The organism is Streptomyces sp. NPDC056296 (assembly GCF_042268605.1).
Lineage (GTDB): Bacteria > Actinomycetota > Actinomycetes > Streptomycetales > Streptomycetaceae > Streptomyces.
The window spans coordinates 65,740-92,559 of record NZ_JBHJRX010000020.1 but is presented as its reverse complement, the minus strand read 5'-3'; the positions used below and the strand labels follow the sequence as shown (position 1 = coordinate 92,559).

Sequence of the window (26,820 nt, the reverse complement as noted above, 5' to 3'; positions counted from 1 at the left end):
CCGGTCCCGTGCCGTTCCGGCCGGTCCCGTGCCGTTCCGGCCGGTCCCGTGCCGTTCCGGCCGGTCCCGTGCCGTTCCGGCCGGTCCCGTGCCGTTCCGGCCGGTCCCGTGCCGTTCCGGCCGGTCCCGTGCCGTTCCGGCCGGTCCCGTGCCGTCCCGGCCGGTCCCCTGCCGTCCGGCCGGGGCCGTCAGCCGGCCAGCACCCCGCGTACGAACGCGTTGGTGAACTTCCCCGCCGGGTCCAGGGCCTCGGTCAGCGCCCGGAAGTCGGCCAGCCGCGGGTAGAGCGCGCGCAGTTCGTCCGCCGGCGTCGTGAACACCTTCCCCCAGTGCGGCCGCGCCGCGAACGGGGACAGCGCCTCCTCCAGCCGCCGCACCACCGGCAGTACCGCCGCCGTGTCCTCGACCCAGGTGAAGTGCGCGGCCACGGTGTCCCGCCCGTACGCCGGGCTCAGCCACTGCTCGTCGGCGGCGACCGTGCGTACTTCGCAGGTCTGGAGCACCGGCGCGACGGTCTCCCGTATCGCGTCCATCGCGCGCAGGGCGTCCAGCGCGTGCTCGCGCGGCATCAGGTACTCCGACTGGAGCTCGGCGCCGCTGCTGGGCGTGAACTCGGCGCGGAAGTGCGGCAGCCGCTCGTGCCAGGGACCCGGCACCCCGAACTGCTCGGTGCAGTTGACCGCGGGCATGCCCGGCACCGGATGCATCTTCTCGGCGGCCGGGGCGGCGTACGGGAACCCGGGCAGCGGCTGGTCGGTGCGCCGCTTCAGCCACACCTGCCGGAAGCCGGGCGCCCGCCAGTCCGTGAAGAGGCTCACGCTGTACGCCGCCGCCATCACCGTGTCGAAGGCCGCCGTGTCCAGTCCGGCGAGCGGCAGCTCGGTGAAGACGTGCTGCTCGACCTCGTAGGCCGGCTCCAGGTCGAGCGTGAGGGCCGTCACGACGCCCAGCGCGCCGAGCGAGGTCACCGCGCCCGCGAAGCGTTCGTCGCCGCGCGCCACGGTCACCGTCGAGCCGTCCGCCGTGACCAGCTCCACCTCGCGCACCACCGACGCCAGCGGGCCGTTGCCCACCCCCGAACCGTGCGTACCGGTCGCCACCGACCCGGCGACCGAGATGTGCGGCAGCGACGCCATGTTCGGCAGCGCCAGCCCCCGCCCGTGCACCAGCCTGGCCAGCTCCGCGTACCGGACGCCGCCGCCCACCCGCACCGTACGGGCCGCCGTGTCGACGTCCACCTCGGCCGGCAGCGCGGCCAGCGACAGCAGGACGCCCTCGGCACCCGGCTCGGCGATCTCGTTGAAGGAGTGCCCGCTGCCCAGCACCCGCACCCGCGCGCTGTCCGCCACCAGGGCCCGCAGCGCGTCCAGCGAGTGCGGCCGCAGCAGCTCCTTGGCCGTGTAGGTGATGTTGCCGGCCCAATTGGTCACGGTGATGTCGGTCATACCGCGGAAACCTACCCGGCGCGCCTGGAAGGGGCCCCGGGCGGGAAGCCGCACCGGCGGGGGCATACCGTGAGAAGTCGAACGCCTGAGCCGGGAGGAGACACGGATGGGCAGCCGCACCGCGCTGGTCGAGGATCTTATGGAGCGCTTTCCGCATGTGCCGCGGGAAGCCGTCTTCAAGGAGGACCTGCTCCGCGGCGGGGTGGCCTTCGACCCCTCCGCGCTGAGTGACAACGAGGACGGCGAGGTCAAGCCGAAGTCGTACTTCATCTTCTCCTTCGACCACGGCACCCTGCCGGAGCTGGGCGAGGCCGCGCTGCGCCGTCCGCCCGAGGAGATCATCCTCACCGGCGGCCCCTACGACCTGCGCCGCACCGTCGTCTCGGTCCGCGTGAACCCGGCCTCCCCCTACCGGGTCGCCGCCGACGAGCACGGCCAGCTCGGCCTCTACCTCGACGGCAAGCGCATCTCGGACGTCGGCGTGCCGCCCATGCCGGAGTACTACCGGCACAAGCTCGCCAACGGGAAGTCGGTCATGGAAGTGGCCCCCACCATCCAGTGGGGCTACCTGATCTACCTGACCGCGTTCCGGGTCTGCCAGTACTTCGGCGCCAAGGAGGAGTGCCAGTACTGCGACATCAACCACAACTGGCGCCAGCACAAGGCGGCGGGCCGCCCGTACACCGGCGTGAAGGACGTCGACGAGGTCCTCGAAGCGCTGGACATCATCAACACGTACGACACGGCCAAGACGTCCACCGCCTACACCCTCACCGGCGGCGCGATCACGTCGAAGGTCCAGGGCCTGGACGAGGCGGACTTCTACGGGCGCTACGCCAAGGCCATCGAGGAGCACTTCCCCGGCCGCTGGATCGGCAAGGTCGTCGCCCAGGCCCTGCCCAAGGACGACGTCCAGCGCTTCAAGGACTACGGCGTCCAGATCTACCACCCCAACTACGAGGTGTGGGACGAGTACCTGTTCAAGATGTACTGCCCCGGCAAGGAGCGCTACGTAGGCCGCGACGAGTGGCACAAGCGCATCCTGGACTCCACCGACGTCTTCGGCGCGCGCAACGTCATCCCGAACTTCGTCGCGGGCGTCGAGATGGCCGAGCCCTTCGGCTTCAAGACGGTCGACGAGGCCATCGCCTCCACCACCGAGGGGTTGCGCTTCTTCATGTCGCACGGCATCACGCCCCGCTTCACCACCTGGTGCCCCGAGCCCACCACCCCGCTCGGCAAGGCCAACCCGCAGGGCGCGCCGCTGGAGTACCACATCCGGCTGCTGGAGGCCTACCGCGCCACGATGGACGAGTTCGGCCTGGCCTCGCCCCCCGGCTACGGCCTGCCCGGCGCCGGCCGCGCGGTCTTCTCCGTCAGCTCCTTCATGGACAGCCTGCCGGAGGACGCGGCCGTCGAGGTGTGAGCCGCGGGTTGAGACGTTCCGGCCCGGCTTCCGTATGACTCCTGCGGGGGCCGGGCCCGCTCGGGCCGGCGGTCCGCGCCCCCGGGCGCCGCTTGTGAAGACGGCGCTTGTCAGTTGTGCCGGAGACGTGCGAAGCTCTGCGCCTGCCGTGAGGCCCTGCCCCCAACTCCATCGCCGGTGCGGTGAGTTGGCCTCGCCCGTGGACGCAGTGGATGCAGGAGTCCGATGCCCGACCCGCCGAGCCCCCAGGACGCCGCCGAGGCCGCGCTGCGCGACGAGTGCTGGGACACGGTGCTCTCCTACGCCGACCTGTGCACCGTCGGCTCGGAGGCCGCCGTCCGGCTCGCCACCGAGGCGTTCGCCCACGGCATGCGCGAGGTCCGCGCCGCCGACGCGGCCACGGCGTGCGGCACCGCCCGCCGCCCGTCCCGGCTGCCCCGCGTCCCGCTGCTCCTGACCGCCGTACGCACCACCGCGGCGGCCTGGGAGGACGACGGGCGGGGCCACGAGCTCGACTCCGGACTGCGGCTCTGGCTGGGCTCCGACCGGGCCGCCCGCTACGCCGGACCGCCGCCGCGCCGCCCGCTCGCGCTGCGCGGCCTCAAGGACATGCAGGCACCGGACGCGGAACTGCTGTGGCTGGCCGACGTGGAGGCCCTGCCGCTGCCCGTGGTGGCCCGCCGGCTCGGCCTCGACCCGGCCACCGCGTCCGACGAACTCGCCCAGGTACGCGAACTGTTCCGGGACCGCTGCCGCCGGGGCCACCTCGACGCGCCACCGGACGCGCGGTGCCGCGGCTACGCCCGGCTGCTGGACGCGGTGACCAGGTCGCCCGCGGCCGACACCCCCGAAGACCTCACCGGCCACCTCGCCACCTGCCCCGACTGCGCCGAGGCCGCCGCCTGTCTGCGCCCGCACGGCGGCGGACTGCCCGCGGCCCTCGCCGCAGGCGTCATCGGCTGGGGCGGCCTCGCCTACCTGGAACGCCGCCGCCGCGCCGCCGAAGCACGACTCGGCGCCGGGCGCCCCGCACCGGGCGACGACCGCGCCGACGAGCCGCCGGACGGCGGCCACAAGGCCCGCGTCGTCCGCGGCGGCCTCCTCGCCACCGCCGTCCTGGTGTCCCTGCTGGCGCTCACCGTCTCCCTGATGCCCTTCGGCGACAACGCCGAGGACACCGCGGCGTCCACCGACACCGTGGACCGCCGCCCGGCCGCCGCCCCGGACCGCACACCGCCGACGGCGGACCCACAGCCGTCGCCGGACGCGTCCCGGCCGTCCGCCGGCGCCACGGCCCCCGCACCCGGCAAGACCCCGGAGCGGAAGGACCCCGACCCGGAACCCCAGGGCACCGCCACGCCCACCGCGAGCACCGAGGCCCCGCCGGAACACGACCGCGACCGGCACCCGGCCCCGGACCCCGGCACGACCGCCCCCGCCCCCTGCCGCGTCCGCTACGACCTCGTCAACCAGTGGCCCGACGGCTTCCAAGCCACCGTCACCGTCACCACCCGCGGCGCCCTCGACTCCTGGCGCGTCGCCTGGACCTTCCCCGACGGCCAGCGGATCGGCCAGACGTGGGACGCGGGCCACGACCAGAGCGGCTCCCGGGTCACCGCCACCGCCGCCGAGTACAACAGGTCCGTCCCCGCGGGCGGCCGGCTCGCCTTTGGCTTCCTCGCCTCCTGGCGCGGCAAGAACTCCCCGCCGGACGACTTCACCCTGAACGGCCGGCGTTGCGAGCAATAACGCGCAAGTTCTGCGTGCCATTGCTCAATCGTGCTGTGCGTATCAGAGTGAACTGATCGACGCACCGCACGCACAGGAGAACGCCCATGCCTGACCCCAGCCCCGGCGCCACGCGGGCCCACGACGCCCTGGATGCCTCCCGGCAGCTCGTCACGCGGCGCAAGGGGGTGCCGATGGTGGTCTCCCTGCGCGGCGCCCGGCAGGCCGGAACGCCGGTGACCAGCAGCGCGGACGCCCGCCTCGCCGACCTCTTCGAGACCTTCCACCGGGAGCTGCACCCCGGCGGCGCCGACGACGAGGCCGCGCTCATCGAGACCCTCCAGGCCGTCGCGTACGACCGCCTCCTCGGCGGCGAGCCCGGCCCGCACGCCTCCTCGGCGGGCGCGCCGGCCACGCTCCCCGACCCCGCCGCGATCGGCTGTGCCGCCACCCTCTCCGACCTCCGCGCGGGCCGCTTCCTGCGGGTGATGAACTACCACAACACCCCGCCGGGCATGCGGGACGAACTGGTCGCCGAACTGACCGCGCTCGCCCGGGACTACGCCATCGTCACCCCCGACGACCTGGAGCGCTTCATGCGCACCGGCCAGTGGCACCAAGACCGGCCCGCCCTCCTCGTCGCGATCTACGAGGGGTACCGCGACAACTACGACGTGGCCGCCGCCGCGTGCGAGGAGGCCGGCGTCACCGGCTGGTTCTTCGTCTGCACCGCCTTCATGGACACCCCCGCCGACCGGCAGTACGACTTCGCCCTGGACCACCGGATCAAGCTGGTCGACGAGAACCCGCGCGGCGAACGCATCGCCATGACCTGGGACGAGGTGGCGGACCTGCACCGCAGGGGCCACGTGGTCACCCCGCACACCGCCTCCCACGAACTGGCCGAGCGGGTGGTGACGGAGGACGACGTGCACCGCGAGGTGGTCGAGCCCAAGCGGCTGATCGACGCGGCCACCGGCGGCGACGCCGCCTGCACCGCCTGGCTGGCCGGCACCCACTGGACCGGGCGGAGCGTCGCCGACCGCGCCCTCGTGGACGCCGGGTACCGGTACCTCTTCAGCAACACGATGGTGCAGCGCCTCCAGGACCCGCGGGACTGACCCCCGTACGGCGAAGGGGCCGGGCGCACCCCAGGTGCCCCGGCCCCTTCGCCGTACCGCCCGGCCGCCTCAGCCGAGGTACTGCACCATCGTGTTGCTGAACTGGTAGCGGTACCCGGCCTCCCGGACGGCCGCGTCCACCCTGGGATTCTTGCCGTACGGCGTGCCCCACAGGAAGGCGGTGCAGGCCGCGTCCTGGCCGGTGACCTCGTCCATCCGCCGCTTGGGCTCCAGGACCTCGTACCGGATCGCCTCGTCGGTCTCCAGGGACGCGGCGCTCGCGTGGCTCGCGGTGTGCGGGGTGACGACGTGGCGCTTGCTCAGGTCCGCCACCTGGTCCCAGGTCATGGCGAGCCGGTCGCCCTTGCGGTCCTCGGGGACGAGGTCGATGTGGTGGGCGTTCGCGTAGTCGAACTGCTCGGCCACCGGCACGTCCAGGAAGGCCGTGCAGATGAAGAACCAGCCGGTCAGGCCCGCCTCCTCGGCGAGCGGCGCGGCCACCTCGGCGTTGTTGCGGTAGCCCTCGTAGAAGACGGGGATGATGCCGGGGCGGGACTTGTGCCACTCGCCCGTGGTGCGGAACGCGTCCAGGTCCTCCAGAGTCACCGGGTCGAACCGCTCCGCGAGGGAGTGGAGTTCGGCCCTGACCTTCTCCGTGTCGGCCTCCGGCGTGTTGTGGTAGTTCACCACGCGCAGGAACCGGCCCTCCTGGAAGGCGCGTTCGTGCTCGGTGAAGCTCGCGCCCGGGATGTCGGCGTGCTGGGTCGTCGCTGTCATCGCTGCTCCTCGGTGTTCTGTGCGGCGGCCGGTGCCTGCGGTGTGAAGTGGGAGACGGCCATGACCTGGAGGACGTCGATCAGCGCGGGTTCCGCGTCGTCCGCGCACTGGGGCGAGAGCGCGGAGCGGTAGTGACCGAGCAGGGAGGCGAGTCCGGCGCCCTCGGCGCGTACCGACTCCTCGCGCGCCGGCTGCGGGTCGGCGCTCTGCAGGGCCAGGAACATGGGGATGCCCTCGCGTTCGAGGGCGCGTTCGCCGGCGTCGGTGAGTACCTGACGCGGGTCGGCGACCGGCTCGGGACCGGTGGGGGCGGAGGGCATGGGCGAGCCTTTCTCGACGGGCCCGGCGGGGGCCGGGGACGCGGGGGCGAGGAGACGTAGTTGCGCGGCGGCGGCTTCGGACGCGGCTTCCCGCCCGGCGGCCAGGTAGCGACGGGGGTCGACCCGGTCGGTGGCGGCGAGCGCCTCCCGGACGGCGGCGGTGAACGCGGTGTTCAGATGCGTACCGAAGTTGATCTTCCGCATGCCGTTGCGTACGGCCTCGCGGAGTTCCGCCTCGGGCACGCCCGACGACCCGTGCAGCACCAGGGGGACGTCCACCGCGTCCCGCAGCCGGGCTATCAGGTCCTGGTCGAGACGGGCGGTGCGGGTGGTCATGGCGTGCGAGCTGCCGACCGCGACGGCCAGCGCGTCCACGCCGGTGGCGGCCACGAAGGCGGCGGCCTCGGCCGGGTCGGTACGGGCGGTGGCGGCGTGCACGCCGTCCTTGCCGCCGATCTCAGCATCGGCACGGTGATGTTGCGCAGTTGCTGCCAGTAGCTCGCGCCCTCCACCCGCGCCGCCTCGTACAGCTCGGGCGAGATGCCCTGGAGTCCGGCCAGGTAGATGACCATGTTGAAGCCGACCCGCATCCACAGGGTGATCAGGATGACCGACCCCATGGCCGCGGCGCCGTCGGTCTGCCACGGCAGCGCGTCGATCCCCCACCGTGCCGATCAGCTTGTTCAGCAGGCCGATGTTCTCGTCGAACATCAGGGTGCCGATCAGCGCCGTGGCGACACCGGAGATGACCATCGGCAGGTAGACGAGGGTGCGCCACAGCGGCCGGGCCGGCATCACCGAGTTGAACAGCAGCGCCAGACCGAGGCCCATCGCCATCTCGACGGGCACCGTCGCCACACAGAACACGGCGGTGTTCGCCACGGTCCGCCAGAAGACCGGGTCCTCCACGAGCTGCCGGTAGTTGGCAAGACCGGCCCAGGTCGGCGAGGTCAGTCCGGTGCTGTACTGGAAGCTCAGCACCAGGGCCATGACCAGCGGCACCAGGAGGAAGACGGTGACCAGGGTCAGGTTGGGGGCGAGCATCGTCCAGGCGGCGAGGGCCTCGCGCAGCCGGGCGGCGGACCTGGTCCGGCGCCGGCCCGGGGGCGGGGCGGGCTTCTCGGCCGGTGACGTGCGGGCGGGTGAGGTGACGGTGGCCATGGCAGCTCCGTGGCGGGAGGAAGAAGAAGAGGAGTTCACTGGGCGGCGATGGCCGCGCGGGTGGCGTCGGCGATCTTCTGGAGGGTCGCCTCGGCCGACTGGCCGCTGACGAAGGCGGCCTCCAGCTCGTCCTGGAGCGCGGCGTTGATCCGGCCGAAGAAGGGCACGGCGACCTCACCGGTCATGGCCGGCGTCAGGGTGGTGGCCTGGTCGGCGAAGACCGGCATCAGGTCCGGCCGTTCCGCGTAGTCCAGGCGGCTCTGGAGCAGGGCCGGCCGGGTGGGCAGGACCACGGTCTCCTCGCAGTAGCGCCGCATGATCTCCTCGCTCACCAGGAACTTGAGGAAGTCGGCGGCCAGTTCGGGGTTCTCGGTGGTTCGCGTGGCCACCACGGCGTTGCCGCCGAGGTCGGTGGCGGCGATCCGGTCGCGCGGCTGGTAGGTGACGCCGTACAGGTCCGGGTCCAGGCCGCCCGCGACGATCTGCGGCAGCAGGAAGTCACCGGCGAAGGCCATCGCCGTGGTACCGGCGTTGAAGAGGGAGTCCGGGTAGGACGCCGTCTTGACCGAGCTGTTGGGCGGGACCCAGCCCTGACGGAAGAAGTCCTGGGTGAAGCGCATGGCCCGCAGCCCGGCGGCCGATTCGAGGGCCGGAGCGCTCAGGTCACGGGTGAGCAGATGACCGCCCGCCTCCCACAGCCAGGTGAGCCAGCGGAAGGCGCCCGCCTGCTGCCACCCGTAGGTGAAGGGATAGACGTGATCGAGCTTCTTGCTCAGTCTTGCGCATATCTCGCCGAACTCGTCCCAGGTCCAGGCGTCTTCGAGCCGGCCGGGCACCTCGGTGATGCCCGCGCGCTCGAACATGTCCTTGCGGTAGAGGACGGCGGTGGTGTCGGTGTGGTGCGGCACCGCGTACGGCCGGCCGTCGTGGCAGACCGCCTCCCACAGCGCGGGCAGGAACGACTCGCGCTCCGCCTCGCTGAAGTACGGCGAGAGGTCCAGGAGTTGGTCGCTCGCGCTGTACATGCCGAGGTTGGCGTAGTCGCAGCGGAACAGGTCGGGGGCGCGGCCGCCCGCCAGCAGGGCGTCCATGTTGGTGTACATCTGCTGGTAGGGCTCGACCTTGATGTGCACCCGGATGCCCCGGTTGCGCCGCTCGTAGGTCCGGGCCAGTGACCGGAAGGACGCGGTCTCCGCCTCGGTTCCCCAGAGGGCGAAGGTCAGCGTGTCCGGTCCCGCGCTGCCGGTGTTGGAGGGCGTGAAGCCCGAACGGCGCGCGAAGCCGACCGCGCCGGCTCCGGCCACGGCTGCGCCGATCAGCGCGCGCCTGGTGACGGACATGCGGCAACCTCCAGGTGTCAAGGGCGGGTTCCGGCCTTGTCCGCAGCCGGCGATGACTGCTTTCTATCCCCCTCACCAAGAGCAGTCAATAACAAGCAAGCCATGCTTTCTTTTGCTCATTTTCCCTTGACGCTGTGCGGGGGACCGCTTAGCGTCGGCGCATCCCCGAGTGCTGCGCAGTGAGACGAATGAGATGAGGTAGGGCATGCCGGTCATCCAGGTCACCGCTCCCAGCGCGGGCCCCGAACGGGACGCGGCACGGCTGACCGCCCTGTGCCGGGCCGTCGCGGCGGAACTGGGGCTGCCGGGCTCCGGTGTGGTGGCCGTGCTGGTCCCGGCGGCCGCCACGGTCACCGGGGAGGCGCCCGTCGCCGCCTGGCCGCTCGCCGTCGTGCACGGCTCGGAACGCCCGGCCGCGGCCACGGACGCCGCACTGCGGGCACTGGTCCGGGCCCTGGCGGGGGAGTGGGGCGTCCCGGACGACGGGGTCTGGGTGGAGTGGAGCGCGGGCCGGCTCGTGCCGGTCGCGGGGGCCGTACGCGGCTGACGCGGCTGCGCGGCTGCTGCGGCGGTGCGGCCAGGGGTCGCCCGGGGTCACCCCCGGGTCCCCGGTGGGTCAGACCTGGACCACGTCCACGCCGGCGGCGACCAGCGCGGCCACCTCCGCCTCGGGCGCCGAGCCGTCGGTGATCACCCGGTGCAGGCGGGCGGACGAGGCCACCCGCACCGGCCCGGAACGACCGAACTTGGAGCCGTCCACCAGCACGGTCACCCGCTGCACCTTCGACAGCAGCCAGCGGTCCGTCTCGGCCTCGTCCACGTGCGCGCCGCTGATCCCGGCCGCGTTGATGCCGTACGCGCCGACGTACGCCTCGTCGATGTGCAGTTCCTCCAGCGCCTGCCGGGTCAGGTGCCCCAGCAGGGACATCTCGCGGTGCCTCAGGTAGCCGCCGAGCACGACCGTCGTGACCGTCTCGTGGTGCGCGAGTTCGCCCGCCAGGTGGAGCGAGTTGGTCACCACCGTCAACTCCGGTATCCCGCCGAGGAGCGGGGCGAGCGCCGCAGTCGTGGTGCCGCCGGTGATCAGGACGGTCGCGCCGGGCTGGAGGTAGCGGACCGCCGCCTCGGCCAGCTGCCGCTTCTCCCACGAGGCCACGTCGGTACGGGCGGGGCGGTCGGGCTCCTCGCTCGACTGCTGGGCGACGGCGCCGCCGTGGGTGCGGTTGAGCAGTCCCCGGTCCTGGAGGTGGGAGAGGTCGCGCCGGATGGTGGACGGGCTGACACCCAGCCGCTCGGCGAGCAGACCCACCTGTGCCACGCCCGCCTCGCCCACCATCTCCAGCAGCCTGTTGCGGCGTTCGGCGCCCAGCATGCGGTTCCCTCGTCCCTCGTTCCCAGGCCGTGGCGTGTACGGCGTTGTCGTGCAGGAAACCTTACGCGGACGGACGCGTCGACCAGGGGCGTACCCGTCCGAGGACCGCGTCGCGGGGCGGGGCGGCGTCCAGGACGCGCAGGGCGGCCTCGGAGATCTCCTCGGCCGTGTGCCACCGGGAGCCCTCCGGCCGGGTCCGCCAGCCCAGCACGAGCAGGCGGCAGTCGGGGGTCGGTCGCGCGCGGGGAGGAAGGAGCGCCGGGCTCCACGGGCCGGCGTCGGCGTCCTCGTCCTCCGGTGCCGCGTGCGCGCTGGTCAGCAGCAGGACGGCGGGGCGTCCCGGCGGTACGGCTTCGGTCAGTGCGCGCACCGTGGCGGGGGAGGCGAGGGGGCAGTAGAGCAGGGCGCCGGTGAACGGGGCTGTCCCGCGCGGCTCGCGACAGCGCCTCGCGCAGCCCGGGCGCCTCGAAGTCGCGGGCCAGCGGACGCGCCGCGCCGCCCGTGCCGCGCTCCAGGTCCCGCAGGGCGGTGGCGTTCCTGGCCATCGCCGTGACGGCGTCGCCCCGCGCGGTCGCGGTGCGGACGGCGGGGAGCAGCGCGCCCGTCGCCCCCACGACCAGCAGGTGCGGGGCGGCCCGGGGCGCTTCGGCGCCGTCGTAGTCGTTGTTGTCGTCGTCGCTGTCATTGGAGTCCATGAGCGCTCAGTCTTGGCCGTCGGCCTGGCCGACGCAAGCCATTCTGCGCATTTTTGATCGTCTATGCTCATTGACGCGCGTTCCGGGGGTGTGCGACGGTGCCGAAGTGGTGCGGGCGGTCAGCCGGCCAGGCGTCCGCGCCACCAGATCCGTACGGTCGGCCGCGACGAGGACGCCCCATGGCAGCTGCCCCTTCCCCCTCCCTCACCAGCGCACCCCCGCCCCCGTCGCGCGGCGGCATCGGCCTCGCCCAGGGCCGCTACGGCGAGCGCGGCAACCTGGAACTCGTGCTCTGCGACGAGGACGACGGCCTGTGGGTGCTGTGGCACAACACCGACCCCGAAGGCACCGTGACACCCGAAGGCGCGCCGCCTCCCGGCGAGTGGAGCGGCGGCCTGCACTTCGCCGCGGGACGCCGCTACGACGACATACGCGTCCTGCAGAGCCGCAACGGGCCCGATCACCTGGAGGTGCTGGCCCGCGCCGGCGACACCGCGCACCGCCTGCGCTGGAGCCCGGAGGCCGCCTTCACCGCCGAGGCGCCGCCCCCGGCCCGCCCCTGCCCGTCCCTCGCGCTCGCCGAGACCGCCGACGGCGCGCTGTGGACCGTACTGTCACCGGAGCCCGGCACCGTACCGGGCCGCCTGTACCGGGCCGACCCGGCGGGCTACCCGGGCCTGGTCTGGGCCCCGGCCGCACCGCCCGCGCTCACCGCTCCGGACGGGCGGCCCCCACACGCGGTGGCGCTGGTGGCCGCCCCGGACGCCACCCGCCCCGGTGTCCTGACCGTGTCCCGCGCGGGCAGCCAGTGGACGGGTGCCGACGGCGTGGCGTCCACCCTGCCGGGCGCCGAGCACGCGGAGGCCGTGCACGGCGCCGACGGCCCGCTGGTGTTCCTGTCGGACGGCGGCCCGGACCTCGTCGCCATACGCCCCGGCACGGACCAGCGACGCAGCCTCGCGCTGCCCGGCACCGGCCCCGTCACCGCCCTGGCGGCCACGCCCGTCCGGCACGACCCCCGGCGCACCGACCTGGTCGTCCGCCGCGGAGACGGACTCTGGTACCTGACCGACCACGGACCAGGCACGGAACCGTCCGCCCGCGCCCTGGTCAGCACGGTCCGCCGTGCGGGCGGGGTTACGGGGCCGGTGCACCGGCGCTGAGGCCGCACGCTGAGCCCTGCGCACCGGGCCGGTGGGTGCGCGGGGCGGAGGAGTCCCGCGTCGTGGTCGGTGCGGTCGGTGCGGTCGAGGGGGAGGACGGCGCCGGTGCGCGGCGGGTGGGCCGGCGCTGACCGGCGCAGGGGCCCCCGGGCGCGCGGCGTCCGGGCCGGGAGAGGGCAGCGCGACAGCCCGGGGCGGGGTACGGCGTGCGGCCGGTGGGGTCCAGCGGGCCGCCCGCGGTGCCTGGTCGGTTCGTCGGCGCTGACCGGCGTAGGGTCCCCGGGCGCGCGGCGTCCGGGCCGGTGAGCGCGACGGCCCGGGGGGTGGTGTGGGGCGGGCGGGCCCCCGCGTTGTGGCCGGTGGGGTTCAGCGGGCCGGTGTCGGCGCTCACCGGCGGCCGGTGTCGGCGCTCACCGGCGCAGGGGCCGCCCCGGGCGCGTCATCCCGGCGGGGAAACGCGACAGCCCGGGCGCGTGGCCCGGGCTGTCGCGTTGTCGTGGGGTCGGTCAGACGGTGACCGCGCCGTCCGAGGCGGAGCCCACCGTGGCGACGTACTTGCTGAACACGCCCCGTTCCGCGAGGCGCTCCGGGCGGGTCCAGGCGGTGCGGCGGCGTTCCAGTTCCCCGGCGTCGACGAGGAGGTCGAGGGTCTCGGCGGCCGAGTCGACGGCCACGGTGTCGCCGTCCCGGACCAGGGCGATGGGCCCGCCCTGATACGCCTCGGGGGCGACGTGGCCGATGACCAGGCCGTGCGAGACGCCGCTGAAACGGCCGTCCGTGACGAGCGCGACGGAGTCGCCGAGTCCCTGGCCCACCAGCGCGCCGGTGATGGACAGCATCTCCCGCATGCCGGGGCCCCCGGCCGGACCCTCGTACCGGACGATGACGACGTCACCGGCCCGCACGTGCCCGCCCTGGATGGCCTCGAAGCACTCCTCCTCCGAGTCGAAGACCCGGGCCGGACCCTCGCGCCGGAAGTCCGCCCGGCCGCCCAGCTTGAGCACGCAGCCGTCGGGCGCGAGTGAACCGCGCAGTACGGCGAGGGCGCCCGGCCCCTTCACCGGCTCGGCCACGCTCGCCACCACGTCCTGACCCGGCGTCTCCTCGGCGTCGGCGGCGACGTCGGCGAAGGAGCGGCCGTCGACGAGGGTCGCGTTCTCGCGCAGCAGCCCCGCGTCCCGCAGCCGGGACGCCACCAGCGAGGTGCCGCCCGCCCGCCACAGGTCGACCGCGGTGTGCGGCCCGGAGGGCTTGAGGCCGGTGACGATGGGGACCTGGCGGCAGATCGCGCCGATCTCGTCGATCGCCAGGTCGAGACCCGCCTCGCGGGCCACCGCCAGCAGGTGGAGCACCGCGTTGGTGGAGCCGCCCATCGCGGCGACCGACACGATGGCGTTGTGCAGGGCGTCCCGCGTCAGGATGTGCGACGGCCGCACGTCCCGGGCGAAGACGTCCAGGGCGACCTCGCCCACGCGCTCGGCGGCGGCCTGCTTCTCCACGGCGACGGCGGGGATGTCACCGACCCCGAAGGGCGCCAGGCCCATGAAGTCGGCCACCGCGCCCATGGTGTTGGCGGTGTACTGGGCCGCGCACGTGCCCGCCCCCGGACAGGCGTTGCGGGCCAGGTCGTCCACGTCCTCCTGGTCGAGCCGGCCCACCGCGCGCTCGCCGAGGGCCTCCCACATGTCCTGGATGGTCACGTCGCGGTCGCGCCAGCGGCCCGGCATCATGCTGCCGCTGTAGAGGAGGACCGCGGGGATGTCCAGGCGGGCCATCGCCATCATGGCGGCCGGCACGGTCTTGTCGCAGCCGACGATGCAGACCAGCGCGTCGAAGGCGTGCGCGCGGCCCATCAGCTCGACGGAGTCCGCGATGACCTCCCGGCTGACCAGCGACGCCCGCATGCCCGGCGTGCCCATGGTCAGGTTGTCGGACACGGCGACGGTGTTGAACTCCATGGGCGTGCCGCCGGCCCTGCGGACACCGGTGGCCACGTGCCGGGCGAGGTCGCGGTGGGTGAGGTTACAGGGCATCGTGCCCGTCCACGTGGACGCGATGCCCACCGTGGGCCGGCGCATGTCGTCGTCGGTCAGGCCCATCGCGTACAGGTGCGAGCGGGCCGGGGCGCGGTCGGGGTCGTCGGCGATGTTCATCGCGGTCCTCCTGCTGGTGGCGGGGCGGTGGGAAGCGGGGCGGGGCAGGGGTCAGCCGGTGAGGCGCACCGTGTTGCGGAGCCGGCCCACGTGCTCCACCTCGACCTCCACGACGTCGCCGTCCGCCAGCCACAGCTGCGGGCTGCGGCCCATGCCGACGCCGTGCGGGGTGCCGGTGGCGATGACGTCGCCCGGGTGGAGCGTCATGTAGCGGGACAGGTACGCGATGGTCTCGGCGACCCCGAAGATCATCTCCTTGGTCGAACTGTCCTGGACGGTGGCGCCGTTGACCTTGGCGGAGATCGCCAGCGCCTGCGGGTCGGGGATGTCGTCGGCGCTGACCAGCCACGGCCCGAGCGGGCAGAAGTCGTCGAAGTTCTTGCCCCGGAACCACTGTCCGTCCGAGAACTGGGCGTCACGCGCCGACACGTCGTTGGCGACGGTGTAGCCGAAGACGTGCTCCATGGCCCGCTCGACGCTCACGTCGCGGGCGGTCCGCCCGATGACCACGGCCAGCTCGGCCTCCCAGTCCAACTGCTCGCTCGCACCCCGGGGCACGCGCACGTCCGCCGTCGGTCCGGTGAGGCAGTGGGCGGTCTTCACGAAGGCGAGGGGGACCTTCGGGGTCTCCAGTCCGGTCTCGCGGATGTGGTCGGCGTAGTTGAGGCCGATGCAGACGATCTTCTGCGGGGCGGCGAGCGGGCTCAGCACCTCGACGTCGGCGAGCGGCACGCCGGGCACGTCCGCGGACAGCACGTCGTGCGCGGTGCCGTCGGCGATCAGGTCGCGGACGGCGTCGGCCATGAAGCGGTCGTCCTCCGCGACGACCGGGTAAGCGGTGTCGCCCTCGACGCGGGCGGCGAACACCCGGCCCTGGTGGCGGATACGGCTGATCTTCACGTGGTCTCCAACAAGCAGCAAGGGGGATACGGGGGGCCCGCGGCGGGGATCGGTCAGGCGAACTGGGGGAGATGGGCCCGCTGGGCGTCGAGCAGCGCGTCCGTGAGGGCCACGGCCGCGTCCGGGTCGGTGACCGCGCCGTCGGCGATCATCGCCTCGACCACCAGACCGCGGTCGCCCTTCATGGCGGCCTCCGTCGCCAGTTCCACCGAGGTCAGCCGGCGGGCCAGGATCGAGGTGAGCGGCGCCGAGAGGTCGGGGACCGACACGGGGCGCAGCCCGCGGGCCGTGGCGACCGCCGGGATCTCCAGCGCCGCCTCGTCGGGCAGCCCCGGCACCGAACCGCGGTTGGGCACGTTGACGGAGAACATCTCGCGCCGGTCGAAGGTGATCGACCGGATGATCGCGATCAGCTGCTCCTGCTCACCGGTGGAGTTCTCGAACGAGGCGGCGTCCAGCGGCGCGTCGTCCTCGGCCTGCGCGCGCATGCCCTGATAGCGGTCCTCGCCCCACTGGAGGATCTCGGGGACGGAGAACGCGTCGACGCCGAGCTTCTTGCCGTAGTAGTCGCCGCCCGCCCAGCGCTCGGGGAAGAACTCGACCACGTGCCGGTCGTTGGCGGCCGGGTAGGCGCCGTAGCGGCGGAAGATCTCCCAGGAGAACGGGTTGTGCCAGGCTTTGCCGTTCTCCCAGATGGCTCCGATGTCCGCCGGGTCGGCGGGTTCGGCCAGTTCCCTTTCCATCCGGGCGCGCACCACCGGCCAGGCGTCCCGGCCGTTGTGGCGGAAGTCGTAGATGAAGGTGAGGTGGTTGATGCCGGCGTACAGGGTCGAGGTCTCCTCGAACGGCAGCCCCGCGAAGGCGGCCAGCTCCCGCTGCACGTGGTGCATGCCGTGACACAGGCCGACCGGCCGGGCACCGGCGTAGCGCGTCATGGCCTGCACGTTGGCCGTCATCGGGTTGCTGTAGTTGAAGAAGAAGGCGTCGGGCGCGAGGTCGGCGATGTCACGGGCGACGTTCACCATCACCGGGACGGTGCGCAGCAGCCGGGAGATGCCGCCGGGCATCACCGAGTCGCCGACCGGCTGGTGGACGCCGTGCTCCTGGCAGATCTCGTGGTCCCGCTGCCATGCGGGGCGCCCGCCCACGCCCACGCAGGTCACCACGTAGTCGGCGCCGGGCAGTTCGGTGCGCCGGTCGGTCGAGGCCCGGACGGTGATCCGGCTCTCCGCCTCCCGGGCCTCGACCATGCGCCGGGCGAGCCGCGCGGCCACGCCCAGCGCCTCCTCGTTGACGTCGACCAGGCGGATCTCCCAGGACCCGAGATCGTCCGCGGTGATCAGGTCGGCGAGCAGACCGCGGGTGAAGACGGCGCTGCCCGCGCCGATCAGGACAAGCACGCGGGTGTCGGACATCAGGGGGTTCCTTTCGGCGGGCGGGCCCGTACGGAGGTGGCGGGTGAAGGGGGCGTGGGAGCCGCGGAGTGAAGCCGCGGGATGGGCGGTCGGCCGAGTGCTACGGCGCCGGGGGGCTGTCCCGTGACCGGAGAGCCGTGCGAGCGGCCTCATCCAGCGGCGTGCCCGCCAGCGACGCCGCGTACAGCGCGGCTCCGATCACGGGTTCGTACAGGGGAGGGCGTACGTCGAAACGCGCGTCCAGCCGGCCGAGTTCGGCCCGGAAGGCGTCGGCCACCGGCCGGGCCGCGAAGACTCCGCCCGAGTACGAGACGGGAACCGGCTCGGCGGCGGCGAAGCCGAGCCGTCGCCGGGCGGCGTCGGCCAGCAGCGCGAGTTCCCGGCCCGCCCGGTCGAGGATCGAGACGGCGACGGAGTCGCCCAGCTCCGCGGCCTCGGTGACGCGGCGGCCGAGGGCCGCGACGCCGTCCCGGCCGAGCCCCCCGTACAGCACCCTGCCCACCACGTCGAGGTCCGAGCCGAGTCCCAGATGGCGGCGCAGGACGCCGGCCAGCGGCCCGGGGGCGAGCCGTCCGTCGCTCATGCGGGTGAAGGCGTTGAGCCCCCGCACGGCGATCCAGTGGGCGGAGCCCTCGTCGCCGAACAGCTCGCCCCAGCCGCCGGTGCGTGCCGACACGCCGGCCCGCTCGCCGTAGGCCATGGAACCGGTGCCGCTGATCACGTTGATGCCGGCGGCCAGACCGAGCGAGCCCGCCCAGCCGCAGACCATGTCGTTGCCGACGGCGTACCGGTCGTGTCCGAGGAGGCGACGGGGCAGCGCGTCGAGAGCCGCCGTCAGGGCGGGCGACTCCCCGTGGGCGGGCAGGCCGAAGAAGGCGTGGGCGATGTCCGCCACGGTGACACCGGCGTCGGCACACACCCGTGCCACCCCGTCGGCGAGTACCGGGAGGGTGCCGTACGACCCGTCGTCCCCGGCCTCGTCGGAGGGGGAGGTGCCCGGACCGGTGGCCCTGGCGCGTACCGATCCAACGGCGTCGACCAGGCAGAAGGCGGTCTTGGTGCCCCCACCGTCCACACCGAGGAACACGGTGTCCGGCGCGGGGTGCACCCCCTCCCGTGCGGGGCTCACAGCCTCTCGTGCGGGGCGTACGGCGTCCTGTGCGGGGACCATGCTGCCCCTCCTCTCCAGGTCTCCAAGTCCGGCCGGACTCACTCCGGCCGGTGGCCGCTGTCAGTTCCCGGGCAGGGGGTACACGGTGACGCCCTGTACGACGCGGTTGACCTCGCCGTCCGGGAAGGGATTGTCGGGGCGGATGCCGCGGTCGAGGGAGGCGCGCAGGGCGACGCGCTGCGCGCACACCACGGCGGGCAGCGCGAGCGCCGCGTCGTCGGCGTCGGCCGTCCCGGGCAGCAGCCAGGTGCGGTCGTCCGCGGGCAGTCCGTCGGGGCGTCCGGCCACGGCGACCACGCGACCGTCGGGCAGGGCGGCCCGCATCTCGGCCAGGATGTCCAGGTCGTACCGGCGCGTGTACGGGTCGTTGGACACGTACACGACGACCGAGGTGCGGTCGGTGAGGAACGCCTTGGGGCCGTGCCGGAACCCGAGCGAGGAGTCCGCCCAGGACACCACCGCGCCGCCGGTCAGTTCCAGGAGCTTGAGCGCCGACTCCCCGGCGAGGGCCTTCAGGGCGCCGCTGCCGAGGTAGACCACCCGGTCCGGCGCGCCGGCCGCGAACGCGTCGATCCGGGCGCCCAGTTCGTCGTCGACGACGGCCTGCGCCGCTGCGGCGAGCCGCGCGACACCGCCCGCGGGCCGCTGCCCGAAGGCGAGCATGACGGCCAGGAGCATGCAGGTCAGGCTGGAGGTCATGGCGAACCCCCGGTCCTCCGCCTCCGGGGGCATCAGCAGCACGTGCGAGTCGGCCCGGTCCCGGTGCGAACGGGCCAGGTCGCCGTCCGCGTTGCAGGTCACGACCAGGTGGGCGCACGTGCCCAGCAGCGCCGTGGCATGCGCCGCGGCCGCCGTGCTCTCCGGACTGTTGCCGGAACGCGCGAAGGAGACCAGGAGGGTGGGCAGATCCGCTTCGAAGCAGCCGTGCGGGTCGGCGACGATGTCGGTCGTCGCGATCGCGTCCACCCGCCGCCCGGTGCGCGCCGCCAGCGCCGCCCGCAGGATCTCCCCGGCGTACGCGGAGGTGCCGGCGCCCGTCAGCACGATGCGCAGGCGGGGATCGGCCAGCAGGGGGGCGAGGAAGGCGTCGAGCCGTGGCCGGTCCTCGGTGACGGTCCGGTCGACCCGTCGCCACAGTTCGGGCTGCTGGGCGATCTCCCGGTGGGTGTGCTCCGCGCCGGGGACGGTGACGGGGGCTGGGCTGAGGGGGGCGGTCACGCGGACTCCTTGATCAGGGGGGTGCAGGCCCGGTCGTAGACGCGCAGGACGTCACGGACCCGGTCGATGGTCAGCTCGCGCGGCGTCGGCGCGAGCTCGCCCGCGCGGACCCGCCGGTACTGTTCGGGCAGGTGGGCGGAGAGGAGGGGCAGCGGGATGCCGACGGTGTCGAGGTTGTCGAAGAGCGCGGACCGCGCCGCCGTGATCTCGGAATCGGCCCAGTAGTACCGGATCCGGTCGCTGAAGCTGTAGCGGCGGGCCACGTACCGCTCACGCGAGTCGCCTCCGTAGTACGCCTCCCACCAGTGCGGCCGCTCCAGCATGCGGCGTTCGACGACGTCCGTCAGCCGGGACGCGCGGGCCGGGTCGACCAGCTCGTCCTCGATCGCCGCCAGCGCGAACAGCGCCTCACGCAGGGCGAACGTCAGGCCCGGGCCGACCTTGAGGACGGCCCAGCGGTCGGCCACGAGTTCACCGAGGGCGGCGGGCGACTGGTAGTCGGTCGAGTGCGCCTCGAAGACCATGTTGTCCTCGCCGTCCAGCACCCGGCGCAGCCGCGCGGTCGCGTCGCGCCGGTACCCGAACACCCGGTGGTGGTCGAACTCCACGCCGGGCTGGACGACGAGGGCCAGCACCCTGGGCCAGAAGTCGGCGAGGCCCGCCTCGGCGAAGGCGGAGCGGTGCCGCTCCAGTGTCGCCTCGGCGGCCGGTGCCGCGGTGGGCCGTACCTCGTGCAGGGACTCATGGGCGCCGCCGGGGACCGGTACCTCGGTGCCGATGACGTACCGGAGCCCGGGCGCCCGCGGCCCGGCGGTGCGCTCGGCCACGCGGATGAGCCGTACCGCGCGCTCGGCGACCAGGCCGTCGGTGAGCGGCACCGGGTCGCCCGCGCAGGAGAAGCTGCAGTCCAGGTGGATCTTGGTGAAGCCCGCCTCGACGTACGAGGCGACGAGCACCTCGGCCTTGCGCATGGCCTCCTCCGGGGGCCGGGAACGCCAGCGGTTGGGGCCGAGGTGGTCGCCGCCCAGCACGATCCGGTCCGCCCCGAGACCGTGCTCCGCGGCGATCCCGTGCACCAGGTCGCGGAAGTCGGCCGGGCGCATGCCGGTGTATCCGCCGTCCTGGTCCACCTGGTTGGACGTGGCCTCGACGAGCAGGGTGCGCCCGGTGGCCCGCGCCTGCCGGACCGCCGCCTCGATGACCAGAGGGTGGGCGGAGCAGACCGACGCGATTCCCGACGGCGTCCCGGCCTTCTGGTCTCGTACCAGTTGGTCCCAGGGGCTCGGCATGCTGTCTCCGGTTCTGTGCAGGTGAATCCGTGCGAAGTAGGGGGCGAGGCGGGGTAAGGGCCGACCCCTCGGGATACCGGCGACCATACTGGTCTTAATGCTGAGCGTCAATCCAAGCATCTGGTATGCTACTGGTATGCCTACTGAGTCGCCGCTCCCGCGCGGCCTTCTCGACGCCGACGCCCTCCCGCTGTACGCGCAGGTCGCCGCGCGCCTGATGGACGACATCACCGCCGGGGGCGCCCGGGGCGGCGACCGGCTCCCCTCGGAACGTGACCTGGCCTCTCGCTACGCCGTCTCGCGCGTCACGATGCGCTCCGCCCTGGGGGATCTCGCGGCTCGCGGAGTGATCGAGTCGTCGCCGGCCAGGGGGTGGTTCCTCACCGGAGCCGGAGCCGGAGCCGGCTCTGGTGCAGGTGCAGGTGCAGGTGCCGAGGGCGCCTCGGCCGGGCCGGTCGGCCCGCACGCGGCGGCACCGGCGGCACCGGCGGCACCGGGAGCCCCGGCGGGCCGCTCCGTGCAGGGCTTCGCCGACTACGCGCTGCGCCATGGACTGTCCGTCCGCACCAGGGTCCTGGACTCGGCGGTACGCCCGGCGGCGGTCCAGGAGGCCGAGGAGCTGCGTATCGCTCCGGGCGCGGCCCTCTTCGAGATGCGGCGCCTGCGCTACCTCGACGACCTGGTCGTCGTCGTGGAGCACAACAGGCTGCCCCTCGCACTGTGCCCGCGGCTGGCCGGGACCGACTTCGGCAGGGCCTCGCTGTACGCCACGCTGCGCACGGCGAACCCGGGGCAGTTCCCCCGCGTCGCCGACTATTCGGTCGAGGCCCGTCAGCCGACCACCGAGGAGCGGGAGTTGCTGGAGATCGCCGACGTCACCCCCGTGCTGGTGGCCACCCAGCTGGCGTACAACCAGGAGGCCCGCCCGCTGGAGCTGACGGTCGCGATCTACCGGGGCGACCGGTACCGCTTCCGCGCGTCGATCACCGACTGAGGCGGCAGGGGGCAGGGGGCAGGGGGCAGGACGCGACCGGAAACGGCCCGCGGCCAATTGGGTGGTGCCGGAGGCCGGGCCGGTCCTATGCTCGGACTCGTTCGAAGCAGGCCGTCCGGTCCACCGGAAGCGGCCCGACGTGTGATGAGGAGGTGTCGACCGATGGCTGTCTTTGCGAAGGGCGCTGCCCGCATCCAGGAATCCATCAAGTCCACCTCCGTGGCCACCGGCTGACCTCAGCCCACCTGAGTCCTTCCGCCGGGGCCGCGCCCCGAAGGGTCACCCTTTGTCTTCCACGTCTTCCATCCCGTCCACCTCTTCCTCCTCCGTCTTCACCGCTCACTCCGTCCTGACTCCCCACGGCTGGGACGAGGACTGGGCCGACGCGTTCATCCCGTACGCCGCCGAGGGACTGCTGCCCGGCCGCGTGATCCGGGTCGACCGCGGACAGTGCGACGTCGTCACCGCCGACGGAGTCCTGCGGGCCGACACCGCCTTCGTCACCCCGCACGACCCGCTGCGCGTCGTCTGCACCGGCGACTGGGTCGCCGTCGAACCGGACGGCAACCCGCGCTACGTACGGACGTATCTGCCGCGCCGTACGGCCTTCGTGCGCTCCACCTCCTCCAAGCGGTCCGAGGGGCAGATCCTCGCGGCCAACGTCGACCACGCGATCGTCGCCGTGTCGCTCGCGGCAGAGCTGGACCTCGCCCGGATCGAACGCTTCCTCGCGCTCGCCTGGGAGTCCGGGGCGCAGCCCCTGGTCGTGCTCACCAAGGCCGATCTCGTCCCCGACCCGGTGACCCTGGGCCACCTCGTCCAGGACGTGGAGACCACCGCCCCCGGCGTGCCGGTGCTGTCCGTCAGCGCCGAACAGGGGGAGGGACTCGACGTCCTCGCCGCCGTCGTCGCAGGCGGTACGGCGGTGCTGCTCGGACAGTCCGGCGCGGGCAAGTCCACCCTCGCCAACGCACTGCTCGGCGAGGACGTCATGGACGTCCAGGCCATCCGGGACGTCGACGGCAAGGGCCGGCACACCACCACCACCCGCAATCTCCTCGTCATGCCCGGCGGGGGAGTGCTGATCGACACCCCCGGGCTGCGGGGCGTCGGGCTCTGGGACGCGAGCAGCGGGGTCGGCCAGGTGTTCGCCGAGATCGAGGAACTGGGCCGGGACTGCCGGTTCCACGACTGCGCCCACGAGAGCGAGCCGGGCTGCGCCGTCCTGGCCGCCCTGGACACCGGCGAGCTGCCCCAGCGGCGGCTGGAGAGCTACCGCAAGCTCATGCGGGAGAACCAGCGCATCGTCGCCAAGACCGACGCCCGGGTGCGCGCCGAGATCCGCAAGGAATGGAAGCGCCGGGGCGCCATCGGCAAGGCGGCGATGGAAGCGAAGCGGGGCCGCGTGCGGTAGCCGCCACAGCCCGCCACCGTCCGCCACCGCCCCGTCAACGCCATGTCCGATTTCCGCCAGCCCGGTCCTCCGGTCTGGCGGAGACTGGAGGGCGTGATGAGGAACGGGACGAAGACCGCGGAGCACCTGACGCACGTGACGCACGACGACGGCAGGTACGAGGCCGTGCGCAGCCGGGACGGCCGGTTCGACGGCGCGTTCTTCTTCGCCGTCGAGACGACCGGCATCTACTGCCGGCCCAGCTGCCCGGCGGTCACGCCGAAGCGGCGCAACGTGCGGTTCTTCGCGACGGCCGCCGCCGCGCAGGGCTCGGGGTTCCGGGCCTGCCGGCGGTGCCGTCCGGACGCCGTGCCGGGCTCGGCGGACTGGAACGTCCGCGCCGACGTCGTCGGCCGGGCCATGCGGCTGATCGGGGACGGCGTCGTCGACCGCGAGGGCGTCGCCGGACTCGCCGGCCGGCTCGGCTACAGCGCCCGCCAGGTGCAGCGGCAGCTCACCGCCGAGCTGGGCGCCGGACCGGTGGCCCTGGCCCGCGCCCAGCGGGCGCATACCGCGCGTGTCCTGCTGCAGACCACCGGCCTGCCGGTCACGGAGATCGCGTTCGCGTCGGGGTTCGCCAGCGTGCGGCAGTTCAACGACACGATCCGGGCCGTGTACGCGGCCACCCCGAGCGGATTGCGCGCCACCGCCCCCGCACGGGACCGGGCGGCCTCCCGGCGCACGGCCACCCCCTCCGCCGGCATCCCACTGCGGCTCGCCCACCGGGGCCCCTACCAGGCCGGCCCCGTCTTCGACCTGCTCCAGCGGGAGGCCGTCGCGGGAGTCGAGGAGGTGAGCGGTGTGCCCGGCCGCCGCGTCTACCGGCGCACCCTGCGCCTGCCGTACGGCACCGGGATCGTCGCCGTCGACGAACGGCCGGGCCTGCCCGGGACGGGCGGCGGCGGCTGGCTCGACGCCCGCCTCCACCTGACCGACCTCCGCGACCTGACCACGTCCGTACAGCGGCTGCGGCGGCTGTTCGACCTCGACGCCGACCCGTACGCCGTGGACGAGCGGCTCGGCGCCGACCCCCGGCTCGCCCCACTGGTCGCCGCCCGCCCGGGGCTCCGCTCACCGGGCGCCGCCGACCCCGACGAACTCGCCGTACGGGCCCTGGTCGGACGGACGGAGGCCGAGCGGCTGGTCCAGCGCTACGGCAAGACGCTGGACGCCCCCTGCGGAGCCCTCACCCACCTCTTCCCCGAACCGGCCGCCCTCGCCGGGGCCGAGCCGGACGGCACCCCGGGCGCGCTCGCCGCCGCACTCGCCGACGGCGCCGTACGCCTGGACCCGGGCGCCGACCGGGACGCCGCCGAGCACGCGCTGCTCGCCGTGCCCGGCGTGGACGCCCTTACGGCCACCGTGGTCCGCACCCGCGCCCTCGGCGACCCGGACGTCGCACCGCCGGACCACCCCGTCCCCGACACCTGGCGCCCCTGGCGCTCGTACGCCCTGAACCACCTGCGCGCAGCGGGAGAATGGGAGCACTGATGACTACGACGACCACCATGACCACGACCACCACGATGGTTGCGACGACCACCATGACCACGACGTACTGGACCGAGACGGACAGCCCCGTCGGCACACTGCTCCTCACCGCGGGACCGGACGGCGCGCTCACCTCCCTCTCCGTGCCCGGACAGAAGGGCGGCCGGAGCGTCCAGGAGGGCTGGCGGCACGACGCCGGGCCGTTCCGCGCGGCCGAGGAGCAGCTCGCCGCCTACTTCGCCGGGGAGCTGAAGGAGTTCCGGCTGCCGCTGCGCGCCGAGGGCACCGCCTTCCGGGAGCGCGTGTGGGCCGCCCTGGACGACGTGCCCTACGGGGTGACCACCACGTACGGCGAGATCGCCGCGCGCATCGGGGCCTCCCGGCCCGCGGTACGCGCCGTCGGCGGCGCGATCGGCGCCAACCCGCTGCTGATCCTGCGCCCCTGCCACCGGGTGATCGGCTCCGACGGCTCCCTGACGGGCTACGCGGGCGGCCTGGAACGCAAGACGCGGCTGCTCACCCTGGAGGGCATTGCGCCGGCCCGCTAGCCCGCCAGTACCGCGCCCAGCCACGCCCCGGTGATCAGCAGGCAGGCGAACAGTTCCGTCAGCACACCGGCGCCGCCCGAGCGCATCGCGGTCCGCAGGGCCGCCATCGCCTCGCCGTGCCGGCCGAGCCGCAGCCGTTCGGCGAGGTAGATGCCGCCCATGAACCCGGGTATCGCGCCGAGCACCGGGACCAGGACGAAGCCGAGGAACGCGCCCGCCCCCGCGTACGCCGTGACCCGGCGGCCGGCGTCGTCCCGGCCCAGCCGCCGGGGCGGCAGCGTCCAGCGCACCGCCAGGGACAGGAGCAGCACGACCGTGGCGCCGACGAACACGGCCCACGAGAGGGGCTGCGGATCCTTCAGCGCCCACCACAGGACCCCGGCCCACACCAGCCACGATCCGGGCATGCCGGGGAGCAGTACTCCGCACAGCCCGAGCAGGATCACCAGGCCGGACAGCAGGAGGTCCCACGCTCCCATCTGTCCAGGGTGCAGCAGCCGGGCGCGGTCCGCAGATGTCGGGCGGAGCGGGTGGCGGCGGCCGGTGGCCGGTGGCCGGTGGCCGGGGGCCGGGGGCCGGGGGCCGGTTCAGCGTTTCCGGGCCACCCAGTCCCGCTCGTACGCGTGCCAGCCCAGTTGCAGCCGGGTCGTGACCCCCGTCAGCTCCATCAGGCGCTTCACCCGCCGCTGTACGGTCCGCAGCCCCAGGTCGAGCTGCTTGGCGACGCTCGCGTCGGTCAGGCCGGCCAGCAGCAGGGAGAGGATCTCCAGGTCGGTGGCGTCGGGCCCGTCCGGGCCGTGCTCGCTCACGCCGGTGGCGCCGAGCCGCAACGGCAGCGCGTCCCGCCACACCGACTCGAAGAGGCCCGACAGCAGTTCCAGCAGGCCGCTGGCGTGCACGACCAGCGCGGCCGGCTCCGAGGAGTGCGCCGTGAGCGGTACCAGGGCCAGGGCCCGGTCGGCGATCACCAGCTTGGTCGGCACCCGGTCCACCACCCGCACCTGCTCGTCGCGGCCCAGCGCGGCGGTCAGCTCGGTGATGCCGGTGGGCAGGTCCAGTACCGACCGCTCGACCACCACCCGGTACCCGACCCCGCGTCCGGCCGCCTGCTCCTCCGCGTCGTTCTCCATGCCGGTGACGGCGACGGGGTTGCCGGTGACCAGCGCGCACACCTCGTCGCTCGCCCCCAGCTGGAGCTGGAGGAAGCGCTGGGCGACCGCGGAGGCGCCGGTCACCACCTCCACCAGGTCGTGCACCGCGGGCTCGGCCGCCGCCGCCCGGTACTCCTCGGCCAGCAGCGCCGCCGCCAGCTCCGCCTTCTCCAGCTCGTGCCGCTGCTGGGTGAGCAGCGCGCCCAGCGCCACCCCCGGCGGCGCGGCGACCCAGCGGCCGGGCCGGGCCGACGACTGGGCCGCGAGCCCGTTCTGTTCCAGCCGGCGCAGCGCGTGCTCCGTGTCCCGCTCGCCGAGCGCCAGCCGCCGGGCCAGATCGGGCACGTCGGCCGCGCCCAGGGACACCAGTGCCCGGTACGCCGACTCGTGCGTGTTCTCCAGCCCCAGCACTCCCAGCATCAGGCGTCGTCCCTCCCCGAGAACCAACCTCACCACCACAACGTGCGGAGCCGTCCGTGGCGGAAAACG

23 protein-coding genes and 1 pseudogene are annotated in these 26,820 nt (G+C 73.9%); 9 read left to right on the top strand and 15 right to left on the bottom strand.

What is annotated here, in order from left to right; genetic code table 11:
* Positions 1–188: 188 nt before the first annotated feature.
* The gene (locus ACFCZF_RS16985; RefSeq protein WP_376672317.1) at positions 189–1,445 is read right to left on the bottom strand and encodes a D-arabinono-1,4-lactone oxidase; all 1,257 of its coding nucleotides are present in this window, start codon (positions 1,443–1,445) and stop codon (positions 189–191) included.
* A 106-nt stretch (positions 1,446–1,551) separates the two neighbouring features.
* On the opposite strand from ACFCZF_RS16985, the gene ACFCZF_RS16980 reads away from it, so the two are divergent.
* The 3 genes from ACFCZF_RS16980 (at position 1,552) to ACFCZF_RS16970 (ending at position 5,720) form a co-directional block, all read left to right on the top strand.
* Positions 1,552–2,871 (top strand): radical SAM protein, encoded by a 1,320-nt coding sequence (locus ACFCZF_RS16980; protein ID WP_376672316.1) that lies wholly within the window; start codon positions 1,552–1,554, stop codon positions 2,869–2,871.
* 225 nt (positions 2,872–3,096) lie between these two features.
* The gene (locus tag ACFCZF_RS16975; RefSeq protein ID WP_376672315.1) at positions 3,097–4,620 is read left to right on the top strand and encodes a cellulose binding domain-containing protein; all 1,524 of its coding nucleotides are present in this window, start codon (positions 3,097–3,099) and stop codon (positions 4,618–4,620) included.
* A gap of 86 nt (positions 4,621–4,706) precedes the next feature.
* Positions 4,707–5,720: a polysaccharide deacetylase family protein gene (locus tag ACFCZF_RS16970; RefSeq protein ID WP_376672314.1), complete on the top strand. Its 1,014-nt coding sequence runs from the start codon at positions 4,707–4,709 to the stop codon at positions 5,718–5,720.
* Positions 5,721–5,789: 69 nt separating this feature from the next.
* On the opposite strand, the gene ACFCZF_RS16965 is transcribed toward ACFCZF_RS16970, so the two are convergent.
* The 4 genes and pseudogenes from ACFCZF_RS16965 to ACFCZF_RS16950 all read right to left on the bottom strand — a co-directional run bounded on the left by ACFCZF_RS16965 (position 5,790) and on the right by ACFCZF_RS16950 (position 9,318).
* Positions 5,790–6,497 (bottom strand): polysaccharide deacetylase family protein, encoded by a 708-nt coding sequence (locus ACFCZF_RS16965; protein ID WP_376672313.1) that lies wholly within the window; start codon positions 6,495–6,497, stop codon positions 5,790–5,792.
* Positions 6,494–7,273 carry a class II fructose-bisphosphate aldolase gene (locus ACFCZF_RS16960; protein ID WP_376672356.1) on the bottom strand — a complete coding sequence of 260 codons (780 nt, stop codon included), beginning with the start codon at positions 7,271–7,273 and terminating at the stop codon, positions 6,494–6,496. The genes ACFCZF_RS16965 and ACFCZF_RS16960 overlap by 4 nt, the downstream gene beginning before the upstream one ends.
* Before the next feature lie 56 nt (positions 7,274–7,329).
* A pseudogene (locus tag ACFCZF_RS16955) lies at positions 7,330–7,389 on the bottom strand (hypothetical protein); the annotation flags it as partial.
* Positions 7,390–8,013: 624 nt separating this feature from the next.
* Entirely contained in the window at positions 8,014–9,318 is a 1,305-nt protein-coding gene (locus ACFCZF_RS16950) for an ABC transporter substrate-binding protein (protein ID WP_376672312.1), read from the bottom strand.
* Between the two features lie 205 nt (positions 9,319–9,523).
* Here ACFCZF_RS16950 and ACFCZF_RS16945 point away from each other — a divergent pair, with 205 nt between their 5' ends.
* On the top strand, positions 9,524–9,865 hold the full coding sequence (locus ACFCZF_RS16945) for a hypothetical protein (RefSeq protein WP_375912222.1): 342 nt from the start codon (positions 9,524–9,526) through the stop codon (positions 9,863–9,865).
* Between the two features lie 69 nt (positions 9,866–9,934).
* On the opposite strand, the gene ACFCZF_RS16940 is transcribed toward ACFCZF_RS16945, so the two are convergent.
* Positions 9,935–10,690 carry a DeoR/GlpR family DNA-binding transcription regulator gene (locus ACFCZF_RS16940; RefSeq protein WP_375912225.1) on the bottom strand — a complete coding sequence of 252 codons (756 nt, stop codon included), beginning with the start codon at positions 10,688–10,690 and terminating at the stop codon, positions 9,935–9,937.
* 61 nt (positions 10,691–10,751) lie between these two features.
* Positions 10,752–11,060: a hypothetical protein gene (locus ACFCZF_RS16935; protein ID WP_376672311.1), complete on the bottom strand. Its 309-nt coding sequence runs from the start codon at positions 11,058–11,060 to the stop codon at positions 10,752–10,754.
* A gap of 504 nt (positions 11,061–11,564) precedes the next feature.
* Here ACFCZF_RS16935 and ACFCZF_RS16930 point away from each other — a divergent pair.
* Positions 11,565–12,548, top strand: a complete 984-nt coding sequence (locus ACFCZF_RS16930) for a hypothetical protein (protein ID WP_376672310.1) — start codon at positions 11,565–11,567, stop codon at positions 12,546–12,548.
* Between the two features lie 506 nt (positions 12,549–13,054).
* Here ACFCZF_RS16930 and ilvD read toward each other — a convergent pair.
* The 6 genes from ilvD to ACFCZF_RS16900 all read right to left on the bottom strand — a co-directional run bounded on the left by ilvD (position 13,055) and on the right by ACFCZF_RS16900 (position 20,694).
* Positions 13,055–14,701 carry a dihydroxy-acid dehydratase gene (gene ilvD / locus ACFCZF_RS16925; protein WP_376672309.1) on the bottom strand — a complete coding sequence of 549 codons (1,647 nt, stop codon included), beginning with the start codon at positions 14,699–14,701 and terminating at the stop codon, positions 13,055–13,057.
* A gap of 51 nt (positions 14,702–14,752) precedes the next feature.
* A complete protein-coding gene (locus ACFCZF_RS16920; protein ID WP_376672308.1) occupies positions 14,753–15,601 on the bottom strand; it encodes a fumarylacetoacetate hydrolase family protein in 849 nt (282 codons plus the stop codon).
* Between the two features lie 53 nt (positions 15,602–15,654).
* The gene (locus tag ACFCZF_RS16915) at positions 15,655–17,016 is read right to left on the bottom strand and encodes a hypothetical protein (RefSeq protein ID WP_375911733.1); all 1,362 of its coding nucleotides are present in this window, start codon (positions 17,014–17,016) and stop codon (positions 15,655–15,657) included.
* Between the two features lie 100 nt (positions 17,017–17,116).
* Positions 17,117–18,187: an N-acetylglucosamine kinase gene (locus ACFCZF_RS16910; protein ID WP_376672307.1), complete on the bottom strand. Its 1,071-nt coding sequence runs from the start codon at positions 18,185–18,187 to the stop codon at positions 17,117–17,119.
* Positions 18,188–18,247: 60 nt separating this feature from the next.
* Positions 18,248–19,405, bottom strand: coding sequence for an SIS domain-containing protein (locus ACFCZF_RS16905; RefSeq protein WP_375911729.1), 1,158 nt, complete (start codon positions 19,403–19,405; stop codon positions 18,248–18,250).
* Complete coding sequence (locus tag ACFCZF_RS16900) at positions 19,402–20,694, bottom strand: D-tagatose-bisphosphate aldolase, class II, non-catalytic subunit (protein WP_376672306.1); 1,293 nt, start codon at positions 20,692–20,694, stop codon at positions 19,402–19,404. Before ACFCZF_RS16900 ends, ACFCZF_RS16905 begins: the two co-directional genes overlap by 4 nt.
* A 136-nt stretch (positions 20,695–20,830) precedes the next feature.
* Between ACFCZF_RS16900 and ACFCZF_RS16895 the strand changes: the two genes are divergently transcribed.
* From ACFCZF_RS16895 to ACFCZF_RS16880, 4 genes are all read left to right on the top strand, one after another.
* On the top strand, positions 20,831–21,688 hold the full coding sequence (locus ACFCZF_RS16895; protein WP_376672305.1) for a GntR family transcriptional regulator: 858 nt from the start codon (positions 20,831–20,833) through the stop codon (positions 21,686–21,688).
* Positions 21,689–21,992: 304 nt separating this feature from the next.
* Entirely contained in the window at positions 21,993–23,102 is a 1,110-nt protein-coding gene (gene rsgA, locus ACFCZF_RS16890; protein ID WP_376672355.1) for a ribosome small subunit-dependent GTPase A, read from the top strand.
* Between the two features lie 96 nt (positions 23,103–23,198).
* Positions 23,199–24,632 carry a DNA-3-methyladenine glycosylase 2 family protein gene (locus ACFCZF_RS16885; RefSeq protein WP_376672304.1) on the top strand — a complete coding sequence of 478 codons (1,434 nt, stop codon included), beginning with the start codon at positions 23,199–23,201 and terminating at the stop codon, positions 24,630–24,632.
* Positions 24,632–25,180, top strand: coding sequence for a methylated-DNA--[protein]-cysteine S-methyltransferase (locus ACFCZF_RS16880; protein ID WP_376672303.1), 549 nt, complete (start codon positions 24,632–24,634; stop codon positions 25,178–25,180). Before ACFCZF_RS16885 ends, ACFCZF_RS16880 begins: the two co-directional genes overlap by 1 nt.
* Here the strand turns inward: ACFCZF_RS16880 and ACFCZF_RS16875 are convergent.
* Together ACFCZF_RS16875 and ACFCZF_RS16870 are read right to left on the bottom strand one after the other, a co-directional pair.
* Positions 25,177–25,659, bottom strand: coding sequence for a DUF456 domain-containing protein (locus ACFCZF_RS16875; protein WP_376672302.1), 483 nt, complete (start codon positions 25,657–25,659; stop codon positions 25,177–25,179). The genes ACFCZF_RS16880 and ACFCZF_RS16875 overlap by 4 nt on opposite strands.
* Before the next feature lie 108 nt (positions 25,660–25,767).
* On the bottom strand, positions 25,768–26,751 hold the full coding sequence (locus ACFCZF_RS16870; protein WP_375911717.1) for a helix-turn-helix domain-containing protein: 984 nt from the start codon (positions 26,749–26,751) through the stop codon (positions 25,768–25,770).
* Between the last annotated feature and the right edge of the window lie 69 nt (positions 26,752–26,820).